This window comes from Chryseobacterium sp. BGA-UO-ETr-SB22, assembly GCF_059567885.1.
This window is the reverse complement of sequence record NZ_JCAQOV010000005.1, coordinates 1,054,322-1,074,698: the sequence shown is the minus strand read 5'-3', so window position 1 is coordinate 1,074,698 and position 20,377 is coordinate 1,054,322. Positions and strand designations below refer to the sequence as shown.

13 protein-coding genes are annotated in these 20,377 nt (G+C 37.6%); 7 read left to right on the top strand and 6 right to left on the bottom strand.

Going from position 1 to position 20,377, the window contains the following annotated elements; all coding sequences use genetic code 11:
- The first annotated feature begins 4 nt into the window (after window positions 1-4).
- The 4 genes from AC57AW_RS12120 (at window position 5) to AC57AW_RS12105 (ending at window position 6,705) form a co-directional block, all read left to right on the top strand.
- Complete coding sequence (locus AC57AW_RS12120; protein ID WP_496352077.1) at window positions 5-2,800, top strand: TonB-dependent receptor plug domain-containing protein; 2,796 nt, start codon at window positions 5-7, stop codon at window positions 2,798-2,800.
- A gap of 21 nt (window positions 2,801-2,821) precedes the next feature.
- Complete coding sequence (locus tag AC57AW_RS12115) at window positions 2,822-4,042, top strand: DUF4876 domain-containing protein (RefSeq protein WP_496352076.1); 1,221 nt, start codon at window positions 2,822-2,824, stop codon at window positions 4,040-4,042.
- A 1-nt stretch (window position 4,043) separates the two neighbouring features.
- Window positions 4,044-5,558, top strand: a complete 1,515-nt coding sequence (locus AC57AW_RS12110; RefSeq protein ID WP_496352075.1) for a DUF6850 family outer membrane beta-barrel protein — start codon at window positions 4,044-4,046, stop codon at window positions 5,556-5,558.
- A 67-nt stretch (window positions 5,559-5,625) separates the two neighbouring features.
- Complete coding sequence (locus tag AC57AW_RS12105; protein WP_496353883.1) at window positions 5,626-6,705, top strand: cytochrome-c peroxidase; 1,080 nt, start codon at window positions 5,626-5,628, stop codon at window positions 6,703-6,705.
- A gap of 109 nt (window positions 6,706-6,814) precedes the next feature.
- Here the strand turns inward: AC57AW_RS12105 and AC57AW_RS12100 are convergent, their stop codons facing one another.
- The 6 genes from AC57AW_RS12100 to AC57AW_RS12075 all read right to left on the bottom strand — a co-directional run bounded on the left by AC57AW_RS12100 (window position 6,815) and on the right by AC57AW_RS12075 (window position 15,122).
- The gene (locus tag AC57AW_RS12100) at window positions 6,815-9,178 is read right to left on the bottom strand and encodes a patatin-like phospholipase family protein (RefSeq protein ID WP_496352074.1); all 2,364 of its coding nucleotides are present in this window, start codon (window positions 9,176-9,178) and stop codon (window positions 6,815-6,817) included.
- Window positions 9,179-9,364: 186 nt separating this feature from the next.
- Complete coding sequence (locus tag AC57AW_RS12095) at window positions 9,365-12,052, bottom strand: PD-(D/E)XK nuclease family protein (RefSeq protein WP_496352073.1); 2,688 nt, start codon at window positions 12,050-12,052, stop codon at window positions 9,365-9,367.
- Window positions 12,049-12,585, bottom strand: a complete 537-nt coding sequence (locus AC57AW_RS12090; RefSeq protein ID WP_496352072.1) for a DUF922 domain-containing protein — start codon at window positions 12,583-12,585, stop codon at window positions 12,049-12,051. Before AC57AW_RS12090 ends, AC57AW_RS12095 begins: the two co-directional genes overlap by 4 nt.
- Window positions 12,585-12,989, bottom strand: a complete 405-nt coding sequence (locus tag AC57AW_RS12085) for a hypothetical protein (RefSeq protein ID WP_077414471.1) — start codon at window positions 12,987-12,989, stop codon at window positions 12,585-12,587. The genes AC57AW_RS12090 and AC57AW_RS12085 overlap by 1 nt, the downstream gene beginning before the upstream one ends.
- 62 nt (window positions 12,990-13,051) lie before the next feature.
- The gene (gene rsmG / locus AC57AW_RS12080) at window positions 13,052-13,687 is read right to left on the bottom strand and encodes a 16S rRNA (guanine(527)-N(7))-methyltransferase RsmG (protein ID WP_496352071.1); all 636 of its coding nucleotides are present in this window, start codon (window positions 13,685-13,687) and stop codon (window positions 13,052-13,054) included.
- Between the two features lie 97 nt (window positions 13,688-13,784).
- Window positions 13,785-15,122: a M20/M25/M40 family metallo-hydrolase gene (locus tag AC57AW_RS12075; protein WP_496352070.1), complete on the bottom strand. Its 1,338-nt coding sequence runs from the start codon at window positions 15,120-15,122 to the stop codon at window positions 13,785-13,787.
- 263 nt (window positions 15,123-15,385) lie between these two features.
- Here AC57AW_RS12075 and AC57AW_RS12070 point away from each other — a divergent pair, with 263 nt between their 5' ends.
- The 3 genes from AC57AW_RS12070 to AC57AW_RS12060 all read left to right on the top strand — a co-directional run bounded on the left by AC57AW_RS12070 (window position 15,386) and on the right by AC57AW_RS12060 (window position 20,331).
- Window positions 15,386-16,579, top strand: a complete 1,194-nt coding sequence (locus AC57AW_RS12070) for a pyridoxal phosphate-dependent aminotransferase (protein WP_496352069.1) — start codon at window positions 15,386-15,388, stop codon at window positions 16,577-16,579.
- A gap of 33 nt (window positions 16,580-16,612) precedes the next feature.
- Complete coding sequence (locus AC57AW_RS12065; protein ID WP_496352068.1) at window positions 16,613-19,552, top strand: M16 family metallopeptidase; 2,940 nt, start codon at window positions 16,613-16,615, stop codon at window positions 19,550-19,552.
- Between the two features lie 146 nt (window positions 19,553-19,698).
- Window positions 19,699-20,331 carry a peroxiredoxin gene (locus tag AC57AW_RS12060; RefSeq protein ID WP_103235396.1) on the top strand — a complete coding sequence of 211 codons (633 nt, stop codon included), beginning with the start codon at window positions 19,699-19,701 and terminating at the stop codon, window positions 20,329-20,331.
- The last annotated feature ends 46 nt before the right edge of the window (window positions 20,332-20,377 follow it).

Genomic DNA, 20,377 nt, shown 5'->3' with positions numbered 1-20,377 from the left:
CCAGATGGTACACCATGACTCCCGATTCCCTTTGAGACTCCGATTTTTCAGCTTTCTTATTTTTATCACCACGATCACAGCAGTCAGGTCCCAAAATCTGGAATTTACAATTACTTTTGAAATAAAAGACAAAAATCAGACTTCACTAAAAGACTCTGAAATAAAAATTTTCTCAGAAGAAAACACTCATACATCTTCTACCAATGACGAAGGAATAGCAGAAACACATCTTCCCCCCGGAAAATATAAAATTGAAGCCTGGAAAAACGGAATTCTTGGATATTCAGGCAAAATATCTGTAACAAAGTCTGAAACGTTTGTTTTTCCATTTGCGGAAAAGATAAATACTATTGAAGAAGTGGTTATTACAGCCAAAGAAGGCAAAGGACTTACCTCCTCCTCTATGATCAGCCAGCGGGCTATGCAGCATTTGCAGCCTTCAAGCTTTTCTGATCTTCTGGAACTTCTTCCCGGTGGGAGGTCAGGTGATCCGGTTCTTAATCAGGTTAACAAAATAAGTCTCCGCGAAACCGGCAGACCAAGCAGTGATTATAACACATCTTCTATGGGAACTACATTTTTGGTTGATGGTGCTCCGCTAAACTCTAATGCCAACCTGCAGTATTCTTATGATTTTTTAGACAAAACCAACAATGGACTTAAGAGAAGGCTTAATATAAACAGCGGTGTAGATATGAGAACCATTTCTACGGATCAGATTGAGAGCGTGGAAGTTCTTCGTGGAATTCCGTCCGCTATCTATGGAAACCTTACTTCAGGAATTGTAAAAATCACGAACAAATCCGGATACACAAAATGGAAAGCAAGATTTAAAGCAGATGGTTACAGTAAACTTTTTGCCGTAAGCAAAGGTTTTGAAAATAAAGAAAAAGATCTGAAAATCAATACAGGACTGGATTATCTGAATGCAAAATCTGACCCCAGAGACCGGCTTGAAAGCTATAAAAGAATTACCGCTCATATCGCCGTTATAAAAGAAAAAAAATGGGATCGCGGAACCGGTAAATGGCAGAGCAATCTCAGTTATACAGGTTCACTGGACGGTTCAAAATCTGATCCTGATGTAGATATGTCCGAACTCAATTCTTATGAGGTGAATAATCATTTTTTGAGTCTTTCCAATTTGTTTACTTATACTAAAAATGAACCTTCGTTCTATCGGTCAACCGAAATTCAGGCAACGGCAAACCAAAGATTTGACAGGATAAAGCAAACCAAATTTATTCAGCTGGAAAATGCAATGGCCTTTCCTCTCTCAGAAACTGTAGGGGAATACGATGGTTATTATCCTGAACCAAGATATATTTCCAATTATACAGTGGACGGAAAACCTCTTGATCTGTTTGTTAAAATGATCAATAACTTTCAGGTTGATTCAAAATCTGTTCACCATGAGTTCAATGCCGGATTTGACTGGCAAATGAGTAAAAACTGGGGCAAAGGGCAGCTATTTGACATCTACAGACCCATTGACCCAAAAGCTACTTTCAGACCACGCCCTTACCGCGATATTCCGGCTTATATGACTTCAGCGTTATTTCTGGAATCTGTAAGTTCATTACATGCAGGCAATCACAAACTTACATTAGCATTAGGATTAAGAGGAAACACTATGATGAACCTTCCATCTCATTTCAAAATGAATGGAAAATGGTATACAGATCCGAGAGCCAATTTCCAATGGGAACTTCCTTCGTTTGACTGGATGAATAAAAAAGCAACTTTAGCTTTAACATTAGGATATGGCAAACAGAGCTTATTTCCGGACCTGAATTTATTATACCCTGAACTTATTTATAAGGATATTCAACAGCTCAATTATTTTCACAACAATTCAAACTACAGAAGAATCAATTATAAGACATTGATCTACAATCCGCAGAATCCTGAAATAGAACCTGCTGTGAATGAAAAATTTGAAGCAAGAATTGATTTCAGTCTGGGGTCACATCAGTTATCTGTTACTGTTTTTAAAGAAAATATGCACAATGCATTCCGTTCCATGAATGAATATGCTTTATACCAATATAAAAAATATGACACTTCTGGTCTGAATCACGATGCTATCACTTCTCCGCCTGATTTGAATACACTTCCCTACCAGACAGTGAATGAAAACTTTCTGTATGCCACTCAGCGGAATGGCAGCAAAGTAGATAAAGAAGGTGTAGAATTTCAATATTCTTCCAACAGAATTCCCGGAATTAATACAAGATTTACTTTAAACGGAGCCTGGTTTCGTACAAAATATGGCAACAGCCTGCCGGTATACAGAGGAAGAGATTTACTGATCAACGGAAGACCTTATCCTTATCTGGGATTATACGAGGGAATGGAACCTAATTCGTTGAATGAAGTACTGAATACCAATCTGATGATGGATACTTATATTCCCCGTTTGGACCTTGTTTTTTCATCCTCATTCCAGTTTTCATGGTATTCTATGAGAAAACTTGAGCCTATGAGCGGAATCCCCAGTCATTATGTAGATCAGGACGGTCATATCCTCCCTTTTAATCCGGAAACAGCCAAGGGAACAATCCTTGAAAGTCTTATCATCGCTCAGAATGAGGACTTATATAATGCCTCCCGAAAACCTATGGAAATGAATCTCAATCTGAAAGTAACCAAAAGCTTCAGAAATAAAACTGTTGTAGTATCTATGTTTGCCAACAGGCTGTTCAGCTACTATACACCTTACAATATCAACGGATTTACCATTAATAGAAAAGGTGCTTATGATCCTTATTTCGGGATGGAAATCAATTTCAATTTATAAACAATTTCAATTCAATAAGTTATGTTAAAACATGTATTAAGAACACTCTTCGTATTGTGTGCAGCAATTGCGATAACAGCCTGTTCTTCAGATTCCAATGATGTCGCAGAGGCAAAAACTTCATTAAAGCTGGAACTCAAAGTAGTTCCTGAAAATATTCAGGTTAAAGAATACAAACATCTCACGATAAGCTTCAAAGAACTTAATTCCGGATTTACGGTTACCCAGGAGCTTAAAAACACCAATAAACTGCATATTGTTCTTCCTTCGGGAACCTATAACATCATTGCAGAAGGAAACATTGTGTATGCTGATAATTCCGGGGTAATAGAAGCCAAGGTTGCCGGTGTACAGAACGGGGTTGTCATCAATGGCAGTGAAACCAGCAAAACTCTGGATCTTGCATTAAAATCAGGCAGCAGCAGTGATCTTATCCTTGAAGAAATCTTCTTTACCGGAACCAAAACCCCACAGGGAGCCATGTACTTTGGTGATCAGTATTTTAAAATTACCAACAATACAGACCAGACTTTGTATGCAGATGGCATGCTGCTGATACAATCCAGCTTTATGACCAATGAAAAACAGGATTACAGCCCCAATATTATGGGAACTGCTCTATCTGCCGGGGCTATTATCAGAATTCCAGGAAATGGAGCGACCTATCCTGTAAAACCGGGAGAATCTATCATTATTGCTGAAGATGCTATTAATCATAAAGATTTCAATCCTTCTTCCGTTAATCTTTCCAATGCTAACTTCCAGATTTTCAAAGAAGATTCTGATGACATCGACAATCCTTCGGTTCCGAAAATGGTAAATGTTTTTGAAAAAATGGTGATTCACACGCAGGGATATTACGCTTATGCATTAGCACGTATGCCACAGGGAATGACCAATGAAATGCTGATCGCTCAAAACACATATACTTACAATTACAACCTTACTATAAGTGGTGATGTGTATCCTATGGACGGAACTGCTGTCAAAATTCCCAATGAATGGATTACAGATGCTGTTAATTTAAGTGTACAGGATTCATTTCAATGGGTGGTAACCACTCCTTCTCTGGATCTGGGATGGACTTCTGTAACTACTTTTGACGGAGATAAAAACCGTTTTGGAAAAGCTGTACGCAGAAAAGTAACAGGAAAAACAATAGATGGTAAAAATATTCTTAAAGACACCAACAACTCCACAACAGATTTTGAACATGGTGTAAAACCATCTTTATTCAACTAAAATGAAATATTTTCTTTCCATATCCGTCCTGCTGATCTCTTTTTCAAGTGTAAAACTGCATGCCCAGATCACGGACACGATAACAGAAAAAGTACGTGAAGAATACAGCTTTGAAAGGCTTATTAAAAACAGTATTACCACCAATCCTGCCAGTTATGCGGAAGCAAGGAAATACGGGATCACAACTTTCAATGTGTTTGCTGAAAAAAGCAATACTCCCAACCAGCTGCAACAAAAAGGCAAAGGCAAAAATCTGTGGGGTGCAGAGGTCTACAGCTTACAAAAGCTCGATGACAGAACAACAGTTTGGGGTAATGCTTCTTATACTCAGGGGAAAAATAAGCAGGTGGTATGGAACGAAAATTCAGATTATGATCTCATCTATCCTTACGTGGCGGCAGACAGTGTAGGCGGAGATATGAAGTTTGAAAATTATAGATTTTCAGGAGGATATTCTAAAAAAATCAATACTTACACATTAGGAATTACAGGAAGCTATGAAGCAACATTGAGCTATAGAGACATTGACCCACGACCGAAAAATACAGCAGCTCATTTTTCTTTGACAATGGGTGCCAATAAACTGATGTTTCAGAAGTTCAGAATCGGGGCTTATGTGGATGCTGAAAAATATACTCAAAAGCATTATCTGAGCTTTGTGAGCAATCAGGGATATCCTATGATCTATAATATGAGTGGACTGGGAAATTATAACGAACTGCTTTCCGGAAAGCTCCGTCAGGCTTATTATGAAGGCTGGTCTTATGGAGGAGGTCTGCAAATCTTTGAAGCAGGCAGCAAAAACTGGTATCTGAATATAGGTCTGAAAAAGTTTAATCTTGATAAGTTACTGACAGAATATGCAGATCTCAACGCTTCAAAAATTGATGAACGTCAGTTGACTTTTTCAGCAGGAAAATTCTTTGATTCCGGGAAAATAGTCTGGGGAATTTCTGCCGAAGGAAACAATACAGAAAGAAAAGGAACTGAAAATCTGTTTTTAAATGAAAACTCAAGAAACTACCTCCAGATCGGAAGTGTGGAAAAGTACAATCACAAGATCAGCAGTATCATTTTTAAAGGGCTCATACAAATGGGTAATGAAAAGGCAAAATCCTCTTTAATTCCCTTTTTTGGATGGATTCAGGAAAAAGAGAAATACAGCAGTCCCACATCAAGAATAGAATTAAGTAAGATAATCTATGGCGCGGATTATCAATGGCTGAAAACTTTTGAACATCAGCAGACACTCTCTGTAGCTGCAGGGCTTTCCGCAACTAGTATCTATCAAAAAGATGCTCTTTTCAACAATTCCGGAAAGCCATCCATTAATACAATGCTTCAGGAGAATTATCTCTTTCAGTCTTCAGATTTCTGGCAGGCAAAGCTTGATATTAATTTTCATTTCAGCTTCCCGGTTATCAAAACCGCTTTTGTAGGAGGTAAAATCATGTACAGCAATTTTAAAAACAGCAGCAATACCCTATTTGCAATCAGTATAGGAAGTATTTTTTAAACACATTATGATAAAATTTTCAGATCTTAAATTAATCGCAGTTCTCGGAAGTATTTCTCTATTCTGTATGCAGCATACCATTCAAAAGTACAGGGTGGACTATGGAGAAACTGTGGAGCAATACAAAAAGCCTGTAAGATTCTGGCCTAAACCCACAATCGATGCCGGGGTTAACTGGAAAGAATTTGAGGCTATAGACTGGGATTCCAACTATTACGAAACACAGGAACTTCCTGAAGTAATGCTTGGAAAAAAACTGTTTTTTGATCCCAAACTATCATCATCCAGCCAGGTATCCTGCAGCAGCTGTCATAATCCTGAACTGGGCTGGGGAGACGGCCAGGAAGTAGCATTGGGAACAGATCATCTGCAGGGAAAAAGAAATACACCGTCTCTTTTTAATATTGCAGACCGGAATTCCTATTTCTGGGACGGAAGAGCCAGAACGTTGGAAGAGCAACTTGTAGGTCCTATTTCTGCTCATAATGAAATGAACATGAAACCGGAAAAACTCGCAGGAAAACTGTCTCAATTGAAAGAATACAGACAGCTTTTTAAAGAAGTATATCAGACGGATAAGATTACATTTGATAAAATCGCCAAAGCATTAGCAACTTTTCAAAGGACCATCAAAAGCCAGCCGAGCAAACTGGATAAGTTTATGAAAGGAGATTATAAAGCCATGAGTGATCAGGAAATTTACGGCATGCATATATTTCGTACTAAAGCAAGATGCATGAACTGTCACTATGGAAAAAATCTGACAGATGAATCTTTTCACAACATAGGGCTTACTTATTACAAACGGGAGTATGAGGATCTGGGGTTGTATAATATTACTAAAAACTCAGATGACACAGGAAAGTTTAAAACTCCTTCTCTGAGAGATCTTAATTATACCGCTCCATGGATGCATAACGGATTGATGGATGACATGCACGGCATTGTCAGTTTATACAACAGCGGTATGCAGATGATTAATCCTACTCCTGAAGAAAAGAAAACTGATCCTAATTTTCCTGTTACCGATCATCTGATAAAACCTTTGAATCTCAATGAGCAGGAACTGGATGCAGTTGTTTCATTTTTAAAAAGCATGTCCGGAAGCTACTATAAAATGCCAAGACCGGAAATCCCAAGAAAATAGTTTTACAACAGAATAAATAATTGATTTTAAAACAGTAAATCCTTTTATCTAAAGTATATTTTTAGGTAAAAGGATTTTTAATATTTTCTAAACCGACTCCGGTTATTCTTTAAAACTTGAAACCAACACTGAAATATATCCTTGAAAAATCAAGCTGACTGTTTCTGGAAACATTGATACTTATAGGGCCGATAAGAGATTCATATCCCAGGTTTACTCCATATCCAAACATATCGAAGCTGTCATTAAAAGGAGAAAGTTCTTCACTTACTTTTCCATAGCTGAACGAAGGGGTAAGATAAAGTTTTTTCATAATTCTGTACTGAAATGATATTGCAGCCTTCGCAACAGAAGTCACAGGAAGCTCTTTCTGACGAAGACCATTGAATTCAGGGCTTAAAAGATCATTATTATATTCGCTGCCTCCAAGATTATATTTCTGATTCAGGAATAGATAAGGAACCTGATCGTCTCTCCTCGAGCCAAAACTTGCTCCCAAAAATACGTTTGCCTTTACCGTCAGCCTTCTTGTGATGGGTTGATAGAAGTTTTCATTCAAAGTAAAAGAAATCAGGTTTTTAGGTTCGTAATAATAAAAATCTTTAGGATTTAGTATCAGATACAGAAGAGGCTGTACTGTATTCAGATCATAAAGCTCGTACTGATCTCCGTAATAAAATCTTGTACTCACCTGAAGATGATTCCCTTTTGTTGTGAAATACCTTTTGTTGAGACTGTTCTGTTCAAACTTCAGGAATGTGTTGAAGTTACTGTGGTTATACAATTTCTTACTGTAATTATCCACTTTTGACTGATCCACTTTATCCAGTAAACTGTACATTCTTTCTGTACTGAATTCTGTTCCCAATGACAGATAAGCATTTGGAGTGATGTTATAGTTCAGCGCAATCTTTCCTGTTATATTACGGTACATATGGTTAGGAAAACGGTCACTTCCGTCGTCATTCACATCATATAACCTGAAGTTAAGGTCATTACTTTTAAGATTAACCATCTTGGCTTCCAGATCCAGCCACAAACGCTCTCCGCTGTCCAGAAACTGCTGGTAAGCAAGTTTAGCCTTGAAACGCTCAGAAATATCTACGGTTGCCAGAAATCTTGACCTGTTCAAAAGAATGTTTCTGTATGTATAATTAACAATAATTCCTACCGACTGTTCTGTATCATAGTGCAGAGCCAGTTTAAAAGCTCCTTTTTTTGCCCTTTTCACAAAAACATTCATGATAAGACCATCATTTTCATTGGTGTAGGTATAATACACCTTTATATACTGGCGCATTCCGAATACCCGGTCTATTGCTTCATTTACAGTTTTTGCATCGTAATACTTCCCTTCCGTCAATCCCATTTGCTTTTTAAGCACTTCAATCTCCGCAGCATCATTAATAGGCGTTCCATCTTCTTCGTTGAATGTGAATTTCGTAGTAGGCAATTTCACCTCTTCAATCATCTGATGTTCATATTGGATTCCGGCTTTTCGCTGAGCTTCTGCCAGGGCTACAAACTCAGGAAGGTGTTTTCTTGCTTCCACCTCTCCAATTTTGATGATCCTCCTGAACTTGGCAAAATCCTTCGTTGTAATCTCACCCAATGGATCTACAAAGTCTACCAAAACATTAGACAGCTCTTTTTGATGTTTAAAATCCTCCACCGAACGGATGGCATGCGTTTGATAAATCATCTTCATCGGATTCTCAATTTCTTTCTTGGTAAAAAGTCTGAAGCCGGTATACCCTCCGATGACAAAATCTGCTCCCATCTCCCGAACCTCATTGGCTGGATAATTACGGTCTAATCCACCATCTACCAAAAGCTTTCCATCAATATAAACAGGTGCAAAAGCTGCAGGAATGGCCAGTGTAGCACGAATTGCCAACGGTAAAGAGCCTTGTTTCTGCATAATCAGACCTCCGTTTTCAATATCGGAAGAAGTAAGCTGAACAGGAATCCTCAGTTTGCTGAAATCATTGATATGTTTTGCGTTGAAAGTAAGTGTATTAAGAACCTCACCCATATACTGCCCTTCAATATACGAGCCTGGAAGAGTCGGAATCCCTTTTACCACAGGAAACTCGAGGATATATTTGTCATATTCGTCTTTTTCACTGATATTGACTTTCCTGTAAGGAATCTTATTACTCAGAATCCTATTCCAGTCCATTTTATAGACCGTGTGTTTCAGTTGATCCGCATTATACCCCATTGCATACAAACCGCCCAGAATTCCTCCCATACTGGTTCCTGTAATGTAATCCACCTTGATTCCCAATGAGTCAATCATCTTCAAAATCCCAATGTGTGCAAAACCCTTTGCACCGCCACCGCTTAGAGCAAGGCCAAATTTAGTGTCTTTGGTCACATTCTGAAGGGCAATATTCAGGGAATCATTCTTTTGCTGGGACTTGATAATAAGAGAGAAAGCTATGGCAAAAAATATCAGGATCTTTTTCATTGGTGGGGCTTAATGTATCTGATTTAAACTTTAAAAGCTTTTAATAAGTAGTAAAGATACACAAAAAGTTACCTGCTTTATCAGTGCATTCTGTGAAGCAAATAAATACACTTCATCATGCTATTCGAAACAAATAATATTCTGATTTACAGACAAAACCCGTTGTTCATCTGTAATTGAATATTTTTAATAGGTTTTTATTGTTTCCACAAAATTAATATCCGGATTCAGGATTTCAAGAATAAGGCTTTTGACAGATTTCATGGCGTCATCAATATTTCCTTTGTCAAACTGTAGAGAAACCATTCCCTTTCTGGCATCTGCAAAACTCCAGATCCCTGTTTCAATAGGATATCCCCAAAACTCAGGAAGATGCTGTACCACGTAATGATAAATACAAAGCTGAAGCGCCTGTTTTCTTTCACTGTTATGGAAATATTCAGCAACATTGTCTCCATCAATTTTCACAATGAGATTTTTGATCTTGGCTGTTTTATAATCAATAATCCTCAATGTACCGTTCAGTTTATCAATCCGGTCAATATATCCCAGGAAAGAAATTTTATCATTTCCATCGAGAGGAAAATCAATGTTTTCAAACTTTCTTTCGATATCAATAATCTCCAGTTTGTTTCCCTGTTTTATTAATTCAAGATCATGATTAAGGACATTTTCAATCACCTTTTTAGCAATTGCTTTATGAATATAATTCATCCCCTTCTCATAGAATTCCGGCTGATGTTTCAGTTTTTCAATAGCAATATTTATATAATGATCTATTGCTTTAACTGAGTCTTTTAAATCACTTTCTTTTAAAACTTTACCCTTCAATACCTCATACACTTCTTGAAGTGAATAATGGACTAAATTTCCGTAATTTTTCACAGACAGTTCTTCTTCAATCTCATCCGTTTCTGAGGTATTCAAAATCTTGGAAAGGTAGAAATCAATCGGATTATAGAGGTAACTGGTAAGGTGAGATGCGGATACTTTTTCCTTCCATTTCTGAAGGCGTTCCTGTACAATCTGCGTCTTGGAAATTTCTATCGGTTTGGTGGTAATAGGTTCGGAAGAATTTTCAATAATCAGGTGTTCGATCTCGTGTGAGCTCTCCATTTCAATCTGTGTAATGAAACGGCTCTTCTCCCCTGTATTCACTCCGGAACTTAAAGCATTGTACAGCAAATGAACATTCTTCGCATCCTGAATGAGCCTGTAAAAGTGATAGGCATAAATGTTGTCATTTTCCAGGAAAGTATGAAGATCAAAAAACCTTCGGATATCAAAAGGAATATAAGTATTCTGAGAGTTTCCAAGCGGCAGTTTTCCTTCGTTCACAGAAAGCAGGATAACATTTTCAAAATTCAGGAGACGGGTTTCCAGCAATCCCATAATCTGCAATCCTCTCAACGGCTCTCCCTGAAAATCAATACTTTCAGAGTTAATATGCTGGTTGATCAGAATTTCCAGTGTCTCCATTTTGATTTCAATATTGTAGGGAGTCAGCTGATTTTTAATGATTCTGAATGCATTTTCAAAGTGTGAAACATTCTCATACTGAATATCATCTATTTCCAGCCATTTTACCTGCTGGCAAAACGCGATAAGCATATCCAGATAAACATTTGTTCCTACAGCCTTTTGGAGAAGGTTAAAATATGATAACCCGCTGAGCAGTTCATGGAGCAGCTTTTTAGAAATATAAACAATATTCCGCTCTTCTACTTTGGCTTTAAAATCATTGATAACAAGCTCGTCTTCAATAGATTTAGGCAATTCTTCCAGAATAGGAAAAACATCTCTGTAGTAATATGAAGATTTATTTTTTTCCAGTTGTTTCTGCAGATAAAACAGACGTTTCACAGCATTGGAGAAAGATAGGTTCTTCAACGGAAATCCCATTGTAATATTCAGATTATCAACACCGTGCATTACATCCAGACTTGCAGGAAGAAGGTTTTCATCCAGCAATACTACTGCTGTATTGGAATAGGTTTTATTATTGATTTCCTTAAAGATTTCGGGCAGCACTTTCGTCTGAGTCACATTCCCCGATACTTCGTATACTTTAATTTTTTTAGGTTGATTAAAATCGTCCTCTATCCATTGAAAAGTCCTGTTTTCATCAAATTCTTTCCAGGTCTTATGGTTTCTCAGAAACTTTCCGGCTTCCTGTCTCTCGTCATCAAAATAATAGCGGTCTGCCTGAAAAAAACATTGCGCTTTATTCCATTTTAAAAGGCTTCTCACCAGCTTTTCCTCCACCGGAGTAAAAGCGTTGAATCCACAAAAAATAAACTCTTCTTTGGTGTCTTTAGCAAAATCTAAGATCTCGGCTTTGGCTGCCTCATGAATCATTCCTGAAGTCGCCCAGTTCTTTTCCTGTAGTCTCTCTTTCAGAACAGGAAGAAAAACGTTCATATTCTGCCAGAAATTAAGAAACTTCTTTCTTGGGACATCCTCATCATCGCCCAGGTTTTGAGCCCATTCTTTAATCCTTTCTTCATCAAACATATACTGCAGAACTGCCTGATCACTGTCTGAGAATTTGAGAATATCATCCCAGTCCTTCTGCAGCGTTGGAAACCACTTCAAAAAGTCCGAAAAATCATCTCTGGGAATGAGATTCAGACTTCTATACACATCGAATGAGAAAAGCCACAATGGGATTCCCTGAATTGGCTGTTGATCGGAAATTTTATTGATAAGCTCTTCAATGGTAAAAAAATTGGGAAGAAGCCCTGAGTAATTGTTTTCCTCCAGAATCTGTCTGATAAACACAATGGGACGTTTTCCGGGCAGAATGATATTAAACGCAGAAAGGTCCGGGTTTTGCGCTAGCAGTTCGTGGATAATCTTATTGAGGAATTTCAAGGGGCTTGATAGCTTTTTAGGTTGTCTAGTTGTTCAGAAATCGTGTTATTATATTCTGCCTGTTTTTCTTTATTGATTCCGTGGCGGGTTTCTCTGTCATAAGCCAGTTGGAAGTTTTGATAATCAGTGGATATTCCATCATAAATTGATTTGAAATACTTGTTGTAATCACCGGAAGTTCTGATTTTTTCAGCGACTGCCTTTCTGAATTTTCTCACAAATAATTCTGCAATATCAAAATGCTTCTGCTCATGAAGAAGGATATAATCATCCATCTTTCTCACGTCTTTCCAGGATTTCTCTTCGTTAAATATGGTTTTGATGGTAATCGTAACCAGTGCTTTTGGATTGGAAGATTTTACCGAGGAAAATTCCCAGCCGCAATGGGTATACGCTGCTACATCGGGATTCTTTTTCTTATTGACAGGGCTTTTAAAATTATCCCAGGTCAGTTTTCTGTCTTCCTGCCAGGTAATTTTTTGCCCGAATACCATCTGAGCTGCCAATAAACACATTACAAAAGTCAATCTCATTATTCCACTACAATTGTTTTGGTGATCCAGTTATTTCCACCATTCCAGAATTTAAAAGTATAAGTTCCTTTTCTCTGCGGACTGAAGTTGATTTGATTAGCTCCTACATAACTGCCCTGTGTACAAGGTCCGTTTGTAATGTATTTGTAGGAAGTAACTGTTCTTTCAAGATTAGTATTGTAAATATAATCATAGCCGTAAAAGCCGTCACAATGAGACGGATAGGTGGAATAAGTTTTTATGCTCTGTATTGCAAAAACGTCCATGGTATCATTGACGATTTTTACGCTGTCTATTTTGATCTTATCAATAGATTCGATTGTATGGTAATCGTCATCATTACACGAAACCAGAAGCCCGCCAAACAGTAATACTGAAAATCCGATATTTAAAAGTTTTTTCATAACCTTTGATTTTCTGATTATTAATAAATATTTAGCAAAAATTATTCCCCAATCACATAAAATCAGGAACTAAAATTACCTTTTGATACATAAACCACTTTTTTAGTATCAAAAAATTCTTCATCAAAATAGTGTTTAAGGTTGAAAATTTCAGATTTAATTCCGGCTAGTTCTTCTGCAAGATCACCACCTTTTAAATATAAAATTCCGTTATGCTTAGGATTAAACTGTTCTTTTTCAAACTTTCCTTTCAGCCATCTTAAAAATTCAGGCATCTGGGTTACCGCTCTGCTGACAACAAAGTGGAATTTCTCTTTCAGCTTTTCTGCTCTTCCGTGGATAGCCGTTACATTGGTCAAACCTACACCTTCTGCTACAGCCTGTACCACACTTATTTTCTTGCCGATAGAATCAATCAAAGTGAATTCTGTTTCAGGAAACAGGATCGCCAAAGGAATTCCCGGAAAACCGCCTCCGGTTCCGATATCCAAAACTCTAGTTCCTGGAGCAAATTCCATCACTTTTGCAATTCCCAAAGAGTGCAGAATATGTTTTTCATACAGCGACTCCATATCTTTTCTGGAAATTACGTTGATCTTTTCATTCCATTCATTGTACAGATTTTCCAATTGTGAGAACTGTTCTATCTGTTTTTCAGTAAGATCCGGGAAATATTTTAATAGTAACGATGCAGACATGTGAATTATTATAAACAGCAAAAATAAGTTTTATTTCTCTTGTATTCAAATCTACTTTTCCCGGCAGACCCCGATCTCTGGTTTTCAGCAGAGGCCATTACTTCGCAATACCCGGAATTACAGGCACGTTCAGGTTTCCGGACTGACTGATTGTCTGTACAGCAAAAATATAATTGTCTTTGGAAAGCGAAACTTTAATGGAAAGTGCCGTTGTAAATATTTTTTTCTGCCATACCGGACTGTCTGTTTCCCGTGCCAGTACATAATATCCTGCCGGAGTTCCTGATTTTGGTTTTTCCCAATGCAAAGTTGTAGAGTTAGTCAGTTCTTTAACATCCATTTCTACTTTTTCAGGTTTTGAAGTGGATTTTGCAAGGCTTGCCAGTACCGCAATATTGGCAGCCACGTTTTTCTTCAGGTAGTTAAAATCTATAAATTCAGGCAGGTCGCCATATTGCTTATTGTTTTCTATTCTTATATCCTGATGCTGATGATCGTAATTCTCATAATACTCGGTCAATCTTACGGAAGGAAATCCGTTGTTGACAAAGCTGGTATGATCTCCTCCACGCAAAAACCTGTCATTTCTGTAGATCAGCTTTACTTCAAGTCCTTTGACGTATTGTTCCGTAGTTTCTTTGATATATCTTGCCAGCTGTCTGGATTCGCTGTCATTTTCAAAACCCAGATTTCTGATCGCCATTGCTTTTTTGTCCAGATCTTTATATGGCAGACCTTCACTGAATACACGGAGTATTCGGGTATTGACTTCTCCTGTTTCTCCTGCTTTAGGATTGCCAATCATATCATTGTTCAGGACGGCTTCCAGCTGTAGATTTTCTCTCTTAATTTTTTCTGCCAATTGTTTAGATCCCAACAACGATTGCTCTTCCCCGGAAAAGGCCACAAAAATAATGGAAGCTGGAAACGCAGACCTGCTCAGGATTCTGGCAGATTCTATAACAGCACTTACCCCACTGCCATCATCATTGGCTCCAGGTGCTTTTGAAGTTCGGTTCATCACATCCGTAACCCTTGAGTCAAGATGTCCGCCGATCAGGAAAATTCTTTTGTCATTAGGATCTGTACCTTTCAGAAAAGCAACAGCATTTCCTAAGCTGACCGTTTTATCAATCCGTTTTCCATCCGGCTGAATATCTTCCTGCTGAAGGTACACTTCCATTCTGCCACCGGAATTTTTTGCATAATCATTGAATTTTTTAACGACCCAGTTTCTGGCTGCTCCTATCCCCTGTTTGGGATCATCTATTGTACTCAAAGTATGTCTGGTCTCAAAGCTTACCAGTTTGCCAATGTATGATTTCAGTGAATCTTCATTCACCTGCGACACGTATTTCTTCACTTCATCATCTTTTGAATATCTCTGAGAAAAGACAGTACAGGAAATCAGCAATAAAAAAACGGAACATTTCATAGAATGGGTCTTAGATTGTTTAAAGATACAAAACACTGAGCTTCAGAAGTACTTTTTATTTACCATAAGATTTTCACCTATTCTATTTATTGATTATCATTTTACCAAAACATGATTCAACTGTTTATGCTTGTCTAAGTAACATAATGATTTCTAAACAGTAAAAATTTGTTCAAAACCTGACAAAAATCTTTTAAGTACCCCTACTTTTATTATCCCCAGAAGACGTTTTTATTATATATTTGTTAAAATTCAAAAAGTACATGGATAAACTTTCAGATAGAGTAAAAAGATTAGGATACTCACAGACATTTGTAATGTCTAACAAAGCCAGAGAGATGAAAGCCAGCGGAATAGATGTAATCAGCTTAACTCTTGGCGAACCGGATTTCGATGTTCCGGACAATATCAAACAGGCAGCCTTCGATGCCATCAACCAAAATTACAGCCACTATTCTCCTGTACCCGGATTTCTGGAACTACGTGAGGCTATCGCTTATAAATTAAAAAGAGACAACCACCTGGAATACAAACCTAACCAGATCTGTGTTTCAAATGGTGCTAAACAAGCTATCCTGAATGTTCTTGCATCCATTATCAATGATGGTGATGAAGTTCTCCTTCCTGCTCCTTATTGGGTAAGCTATGATGAAATGGTAAAAATGATGGGTGGAGCTTCTGTAATGCTTCCTACCTCTTATTTAACAGATTTTAAAGTGACTGCTGAACAGCTTGAAGAGGCTATTACAGAAAAAACCAAAGCAGTACTTTTCAGTTCACCATGTAATCCATCAGGGGGTTATTACACTTACGACGAATTAAAATCCATTGCAAAAGTTATTGCCAAATACCCTCAGGTAACGATAATTTCTGATGAGATTTACGAATATATCAATTACGAAACAAAAACAACTTCTATTGCACAGTTTCCAGAAGTATATGAACAGACCGCGGTAATCAACGGAATGTCAAAAGCATTTGCAATGACAGGATGGAGAATCGGGTATTCTGCATGTCCGGAATGGCTGGCAAAAGCTTGTGAAAAAGTACAGGGACAGATGACCAGCGGAGCTAACACTGTAGCACAGAGAGCGTCTATCACCGCATTGAAAACAGACCCATCCGAATACAGATACATGATTGATGCTTTTAAAGAAAGAAGAGATCTTGTGTATGAACTGATCAAAGAAATTCCAGGATTCAAAGTATTGCTTCCTAAAGCAGCATTTTATTTCTTCCCGGATATTTCGCACTATATCGGAAAAACCCTGAACGGAACGGAAATTAAGAATTCTGACGACTTTGCCATGTTCCTTCTGGAAAATGCTCATGTAGGTTGTGTTGGCGGATTCTCTTTCGGAAGTCCGGAATGTATCAGATTCTCTTATGCTGCTTCTGAGGAAGATTTGAGAGAAGCTATGAGACGAATTAAAGCCTTATTGGAACCATTCAATTAAAAAATTAATAATCAAAAATAAAGCACAACAGCAATGAATCTGTTAAAAAAACTAACCATCGCAACAAGTATTGCAGCTGCAAGTTTCGCAGGATATGCTTTTGGTCAGGATTTCCAGTGGAAAGAAGGAAATTCTAATGGCTACAAGTATAAATACGTTACCAACGACCCTACTTCTGCAAGGTACTACACCTTAAAGAACGGGTTAACAGTTATCCTGAGCCCTACCAATAAGGACCCGAGAATTCAAACGTATATCGCCACAAAAGCAGGAAGTAAAACCGATCCAGCAGACCACACAGGTCTTGCCCATTATCTGGAGCACATGCTTTTCAAAGGAACCAATCAGTTTGGATCTAAAGATTGGGCGAAAGAAAAACCTCTTTTAGACCAGATTGATGCTCTTTACGAAAAGTACAATCAGACTAAGGATGAAGCTAAAAGAAAAGAGATCTACAAGGAGATTGACAAGGTTTCCGGAGAGGCTGCCAAATATGCAATTGCAAATGAATACGACAAAATGATGGCGGGTATGGGAGCTGACGGAACTAACGCCTTCACTTCCTTTGAACAAACGGTATACACAGAAGATGTACCAGCCAACGTTCTTGACAAATTTCTTGCTGTACAGGCTGAAAGATTCAGAGAGCCGGTTTTGAGACTCTTCCACACAGAGCTTGAAGCGGTATATGAAGAAAAAAACAGATCTCTTGATGATGATGGAGATAAAGTGTTCGACACCATGTTTGCCAATCTTTTCCCTAACAACAACTACGGAAAACAGACAACCATCGGAACGATTGAACACTTGAAAAACCCTTCTTTACACGCTATCAGAGACTATTACAATAATTACTATGTTCCCAACAACATGGGAATCATCATGTCCGGAGATTTTAACCCGGATGAAGTGATTGCAAAAATAGACAAGGCTTTCTCTTACATGAAACCTAAAGCCATTCCTGAATATAAAGTAGGACAGGAAAAAGCTATTACATCTCCTGTTGTAAAAGAAGTTACGGGGCCAAATCCTGAAAACGTAATGCTAGGCTTCAGATTTCCGGGCGCTTCCACAAAAGATGCAAGAATGCTGAACCTTGTTGGAAATATGCTTACCAACGGACAGGCAGGATTAATTGACCTTGATCTGGTAAAAAAACAAAAATTACTGGGTGCTTATGCAGGATCTTATGCCTTAAAAGATTATTCAGTATTACTTTTACAAGGAAAACCAACTGAAGGACAGTCTCTGGATGAAGTAAAAAATCTTCTTCTTCAGGAAATTGATAAATTAAGAAAAGGAGAATTTTCTGACGACCTGATTCAATCTATCGTGAACAACGAAAAGAAAGGTATCATTCAGAAAGACGAAAAATATTCATCAAGAGCAAGTATTCTGATGGATGAATTTACTTCAGATATTGACCACAAAGCATCGCTTGAATATGTTGAAGAAATTTCCAAGCTTACGAAAAAAGACATTATGGATTTCGTATCCAAATATCTTCAGAATAACAACTATGTTGCGGTTTACAAAAGAAAAGGAGAAGACAAGAGCATTGTGAAAGTTGACAAACCAACAATCACTCCGGTTTCTGTGAACAGAGAAGACCAGTCTTCTTTCCTTAAGAAGATTGATGAAATGCCTGAAAACCCTATCGCACCGGTATGGTTGAATTATGACAAAGACATCGCTAAAAACAAATTAGCTGATGTAGATGTACTTTCAGTAAAAAATACAGATAATGCGCTTTTCAGAATGTATTATCATTTTGATTCAGGAAAATGGAACAACAAAATTCTTCCTGTAGCAGCAGAATATCTTCAGTATTTAGGAACTAAAGACAAATCTTCAGAAATCATCAGCAAAGAGTTCTACAAATTAGCTTCAAGCTTCAATGTAGGTGCTGGAAATGAAGAAACTTATGTATCTCTTGAAGGTTTAAATGAAAACTTCGATAAAACGATTGCTTTATTTGAAGATCTGATTAAAAACTGCCAGGCAGATCAGACAGCTCTTGATGCTTACAAAACAAGATTGAAAAAAGCCAGAGCGAATGCGAAACAAAATAAAGGAACCATTATGGCCGGGCTTAGAAGTTACGCACAGTATGGCGCACAGAATCCTTTCAATAATGTACTAACTGATGCTGAACTTGACGCCTTAAAAGCAGAAGACCTGGTCAATGTACTTCACGACCTGTTCAATTTCAAGCACAAAGTATTGTATTACGGTCCGAAATCAGGAAACGAGGTGGTAGCATCATTAAAACCTGTCCACAAACTTCCTGCAACCCTGAAAGACCTCCCTAAGTCTAAAACTTTTGCGCAGATCCCAACTGATAAAAACAAAGTATTATTTGCTCATTATGACATGGTACAGGCAGAGGTTTTCTGGGTAAGAAATGCAGATCAATACAATCCTTCAACCACTCCTACCGTAAGCTTGTTCAACAACTACTTCGGAGGCGGAATGGGATCTATTGTTTTCCAGACGATCAGAGAATCTAAGGCATTGGCCTACTCTACGTATTCTTATTTTGCACTTCCAAGCAAAAAAACAGATAAGGATATGGTAATGGCTTATGTAGGAACACAGGCTGACAAGTTCAATGAGTCTACAACAGCAATGAATGAGCTTTTAACGACGCTACCAAAATCTGAACAGTTATTTGAAACAGCAAAAAGCGGATTGAAAAAATCAATTGCTTCTGAAAGAATCACTCAGGACGGAATCATCTTCTCTTATTTGAAATCTCAAAGACTTGGAAACAATTTTGACATGAGAAAGAATGTCTACGAACAGGCACCAAAATTGTCATTCACAGATATCAACTCTTTCCACGATAAGGAAATGAAGAATAAAAACTATACCTACTGTCTTGTTGCTTCTCAAGATAAAGTAAATGAGGCCGATATGCAGAAATTAGGTGAAGTAAAAAAACTTAATTTAACTGAAGTATTCGGTTACTAAAATAAACAAAAGCCCTGTTGTCAGGGCTTTTTTATTTAACAACACCCCAAAAACAATTATAGATTTTATTTATCGATGTTTGTTTGTTCGATAGATGAATCTTTCATATCTTTGCAATAGAAATTTAAATATAAAAACAGAAAATTATGTCTTTAGTAGGAAAAAAATTCCCAAATTTAACAATTGACGCAATGTCCGAAATGGGTGACGATCTTAAAATCAACATCCTTGATGAAGCAGTAAACAACCAGCAAAAAGTTCTTTTATTCTGGTACCCTAAAGATTTCACTTTCGTATGTCCTACTGAGCTTCACGCTTTTCAGGAGGCTTTAGGTGAATTCGAAAAAAGAAACACTAAAGTAATCGGTGCATCTTGTGATACTAACGAAGTACACTTCGCATGGTTGAACACACCAAAAGATAACGGAGGTATCGAAGGAGTAACTTACCCACTTTTAGCTGATACTCACAGACAATTGGCAAACACATTAGGAATTGTTGATCAGGATTTCGAATATGACGAGGATGGAAACGAAGTTTTCACAGGTTCTAATGTAACTTACAGAGCAACTTACCTTATCGATGAAACTGGAAAAATCTTCCACGAAGCGGTAAACGATATGCCTCTAGGAAGAAATGTAAAAGAATTCTTAAGATTAATTGACGCTTACACACACGTTCAAAAACATGGTGAAGTATGTCCTGCAAACTGGGAAGAAGGAAAAGATGCTATGAAAGCTGACAGAACTTCTACAGCAGAATATTTAGCTAAGAACTAATATAATTTGTTAATTTGAAAATGAGATAATTTGAAAGTTAATCTCA

Bases quoted from the DNA above. Each gene is read 5' to 3' on its own strand.
- AC57AW_RS12120 (WP_496352077.1), top strand. From the start codon at position 5: ATGGTACACCATGACTCCCGATTCCCTTTGAGACTCCGATTTTTCAGC.
- AC57AW_RS12115 (WP_496352076.1), top strand. From the start codon at position 2,822: ATGTTAAAACATGTATTAAGAACACTCTTCGTATTGTGTGCAGCAATT.
- AC57AW_RS12110 (WP_496352075.1), top strand. From the start codon at position 4,044: ATGAAATATTTTCTTTCCATATCCGTCCTGCTGATCTCTTTTTCAAGT.
- AC57AW_RS12105 (WP_496353883.1), top strand. From the start codon at position 5,626: ATGCAGCATACCATTCAAAAGTACAGGGTGGACTATGGAGAAACTGTG.
- AC57AW_RS12100 (WP_496352074.1), bottom strand. From the start codon at position 9,178: ATGAAAAAGATCCTGATATTTTTTGCCATAGCTTTCTCTCTTATTATC.
- AC57AW_RS12090 (WP_496352072.1), bottom strand. From the start codon at position 12,585: ATGAGATTGACTTTTGTAATGTGTTTATTGGCAGCTCAGATGGTATTC.
- AC57AW_RS12085 (WP_077414471.1), bottom strand. From the start codon at position 12,989: ATGAAAAAACTTTTAAATATCGGATTTTCAGTATTACTGTTTGGCGGG.
- rsmG (WP_496352071.1), bottom strand. From the start codon at position 13,687: ATGTCTGCATCGTTACTATTAAAATATTTCCCGGATCTTACTGAAAAA.
- AC57AW_RS12075 (WP_496352070.1), bottom strand. From the start codon at position 15,122: ATGAAATGTTCCGTTTTTTTATTGCTGATTTCCTGTACTGTCTTTTCT.
- AC57AW_RS12070 (WP_496352069.1), top strand. From the start codon at position 15,386: ATGGATAAACTTTCAGATAGAGTAAAAAGATTAGGATACTCACAGACA.
- AC57AW_RS12065 (WP_496352068.1), top strand. From the start codon at position 16,613: ATGAATCTGTTAAAAAAACTAACCATCGCAACAAGTATTGCAGCTGCA.
- AC57AW_RS12060 (WP_103235396.1), top strand. From the start codon at position 19,699: ATGTCTTTAGTAGGAAAAAAATTCCCAAATTTAACAATTGACGCAATG.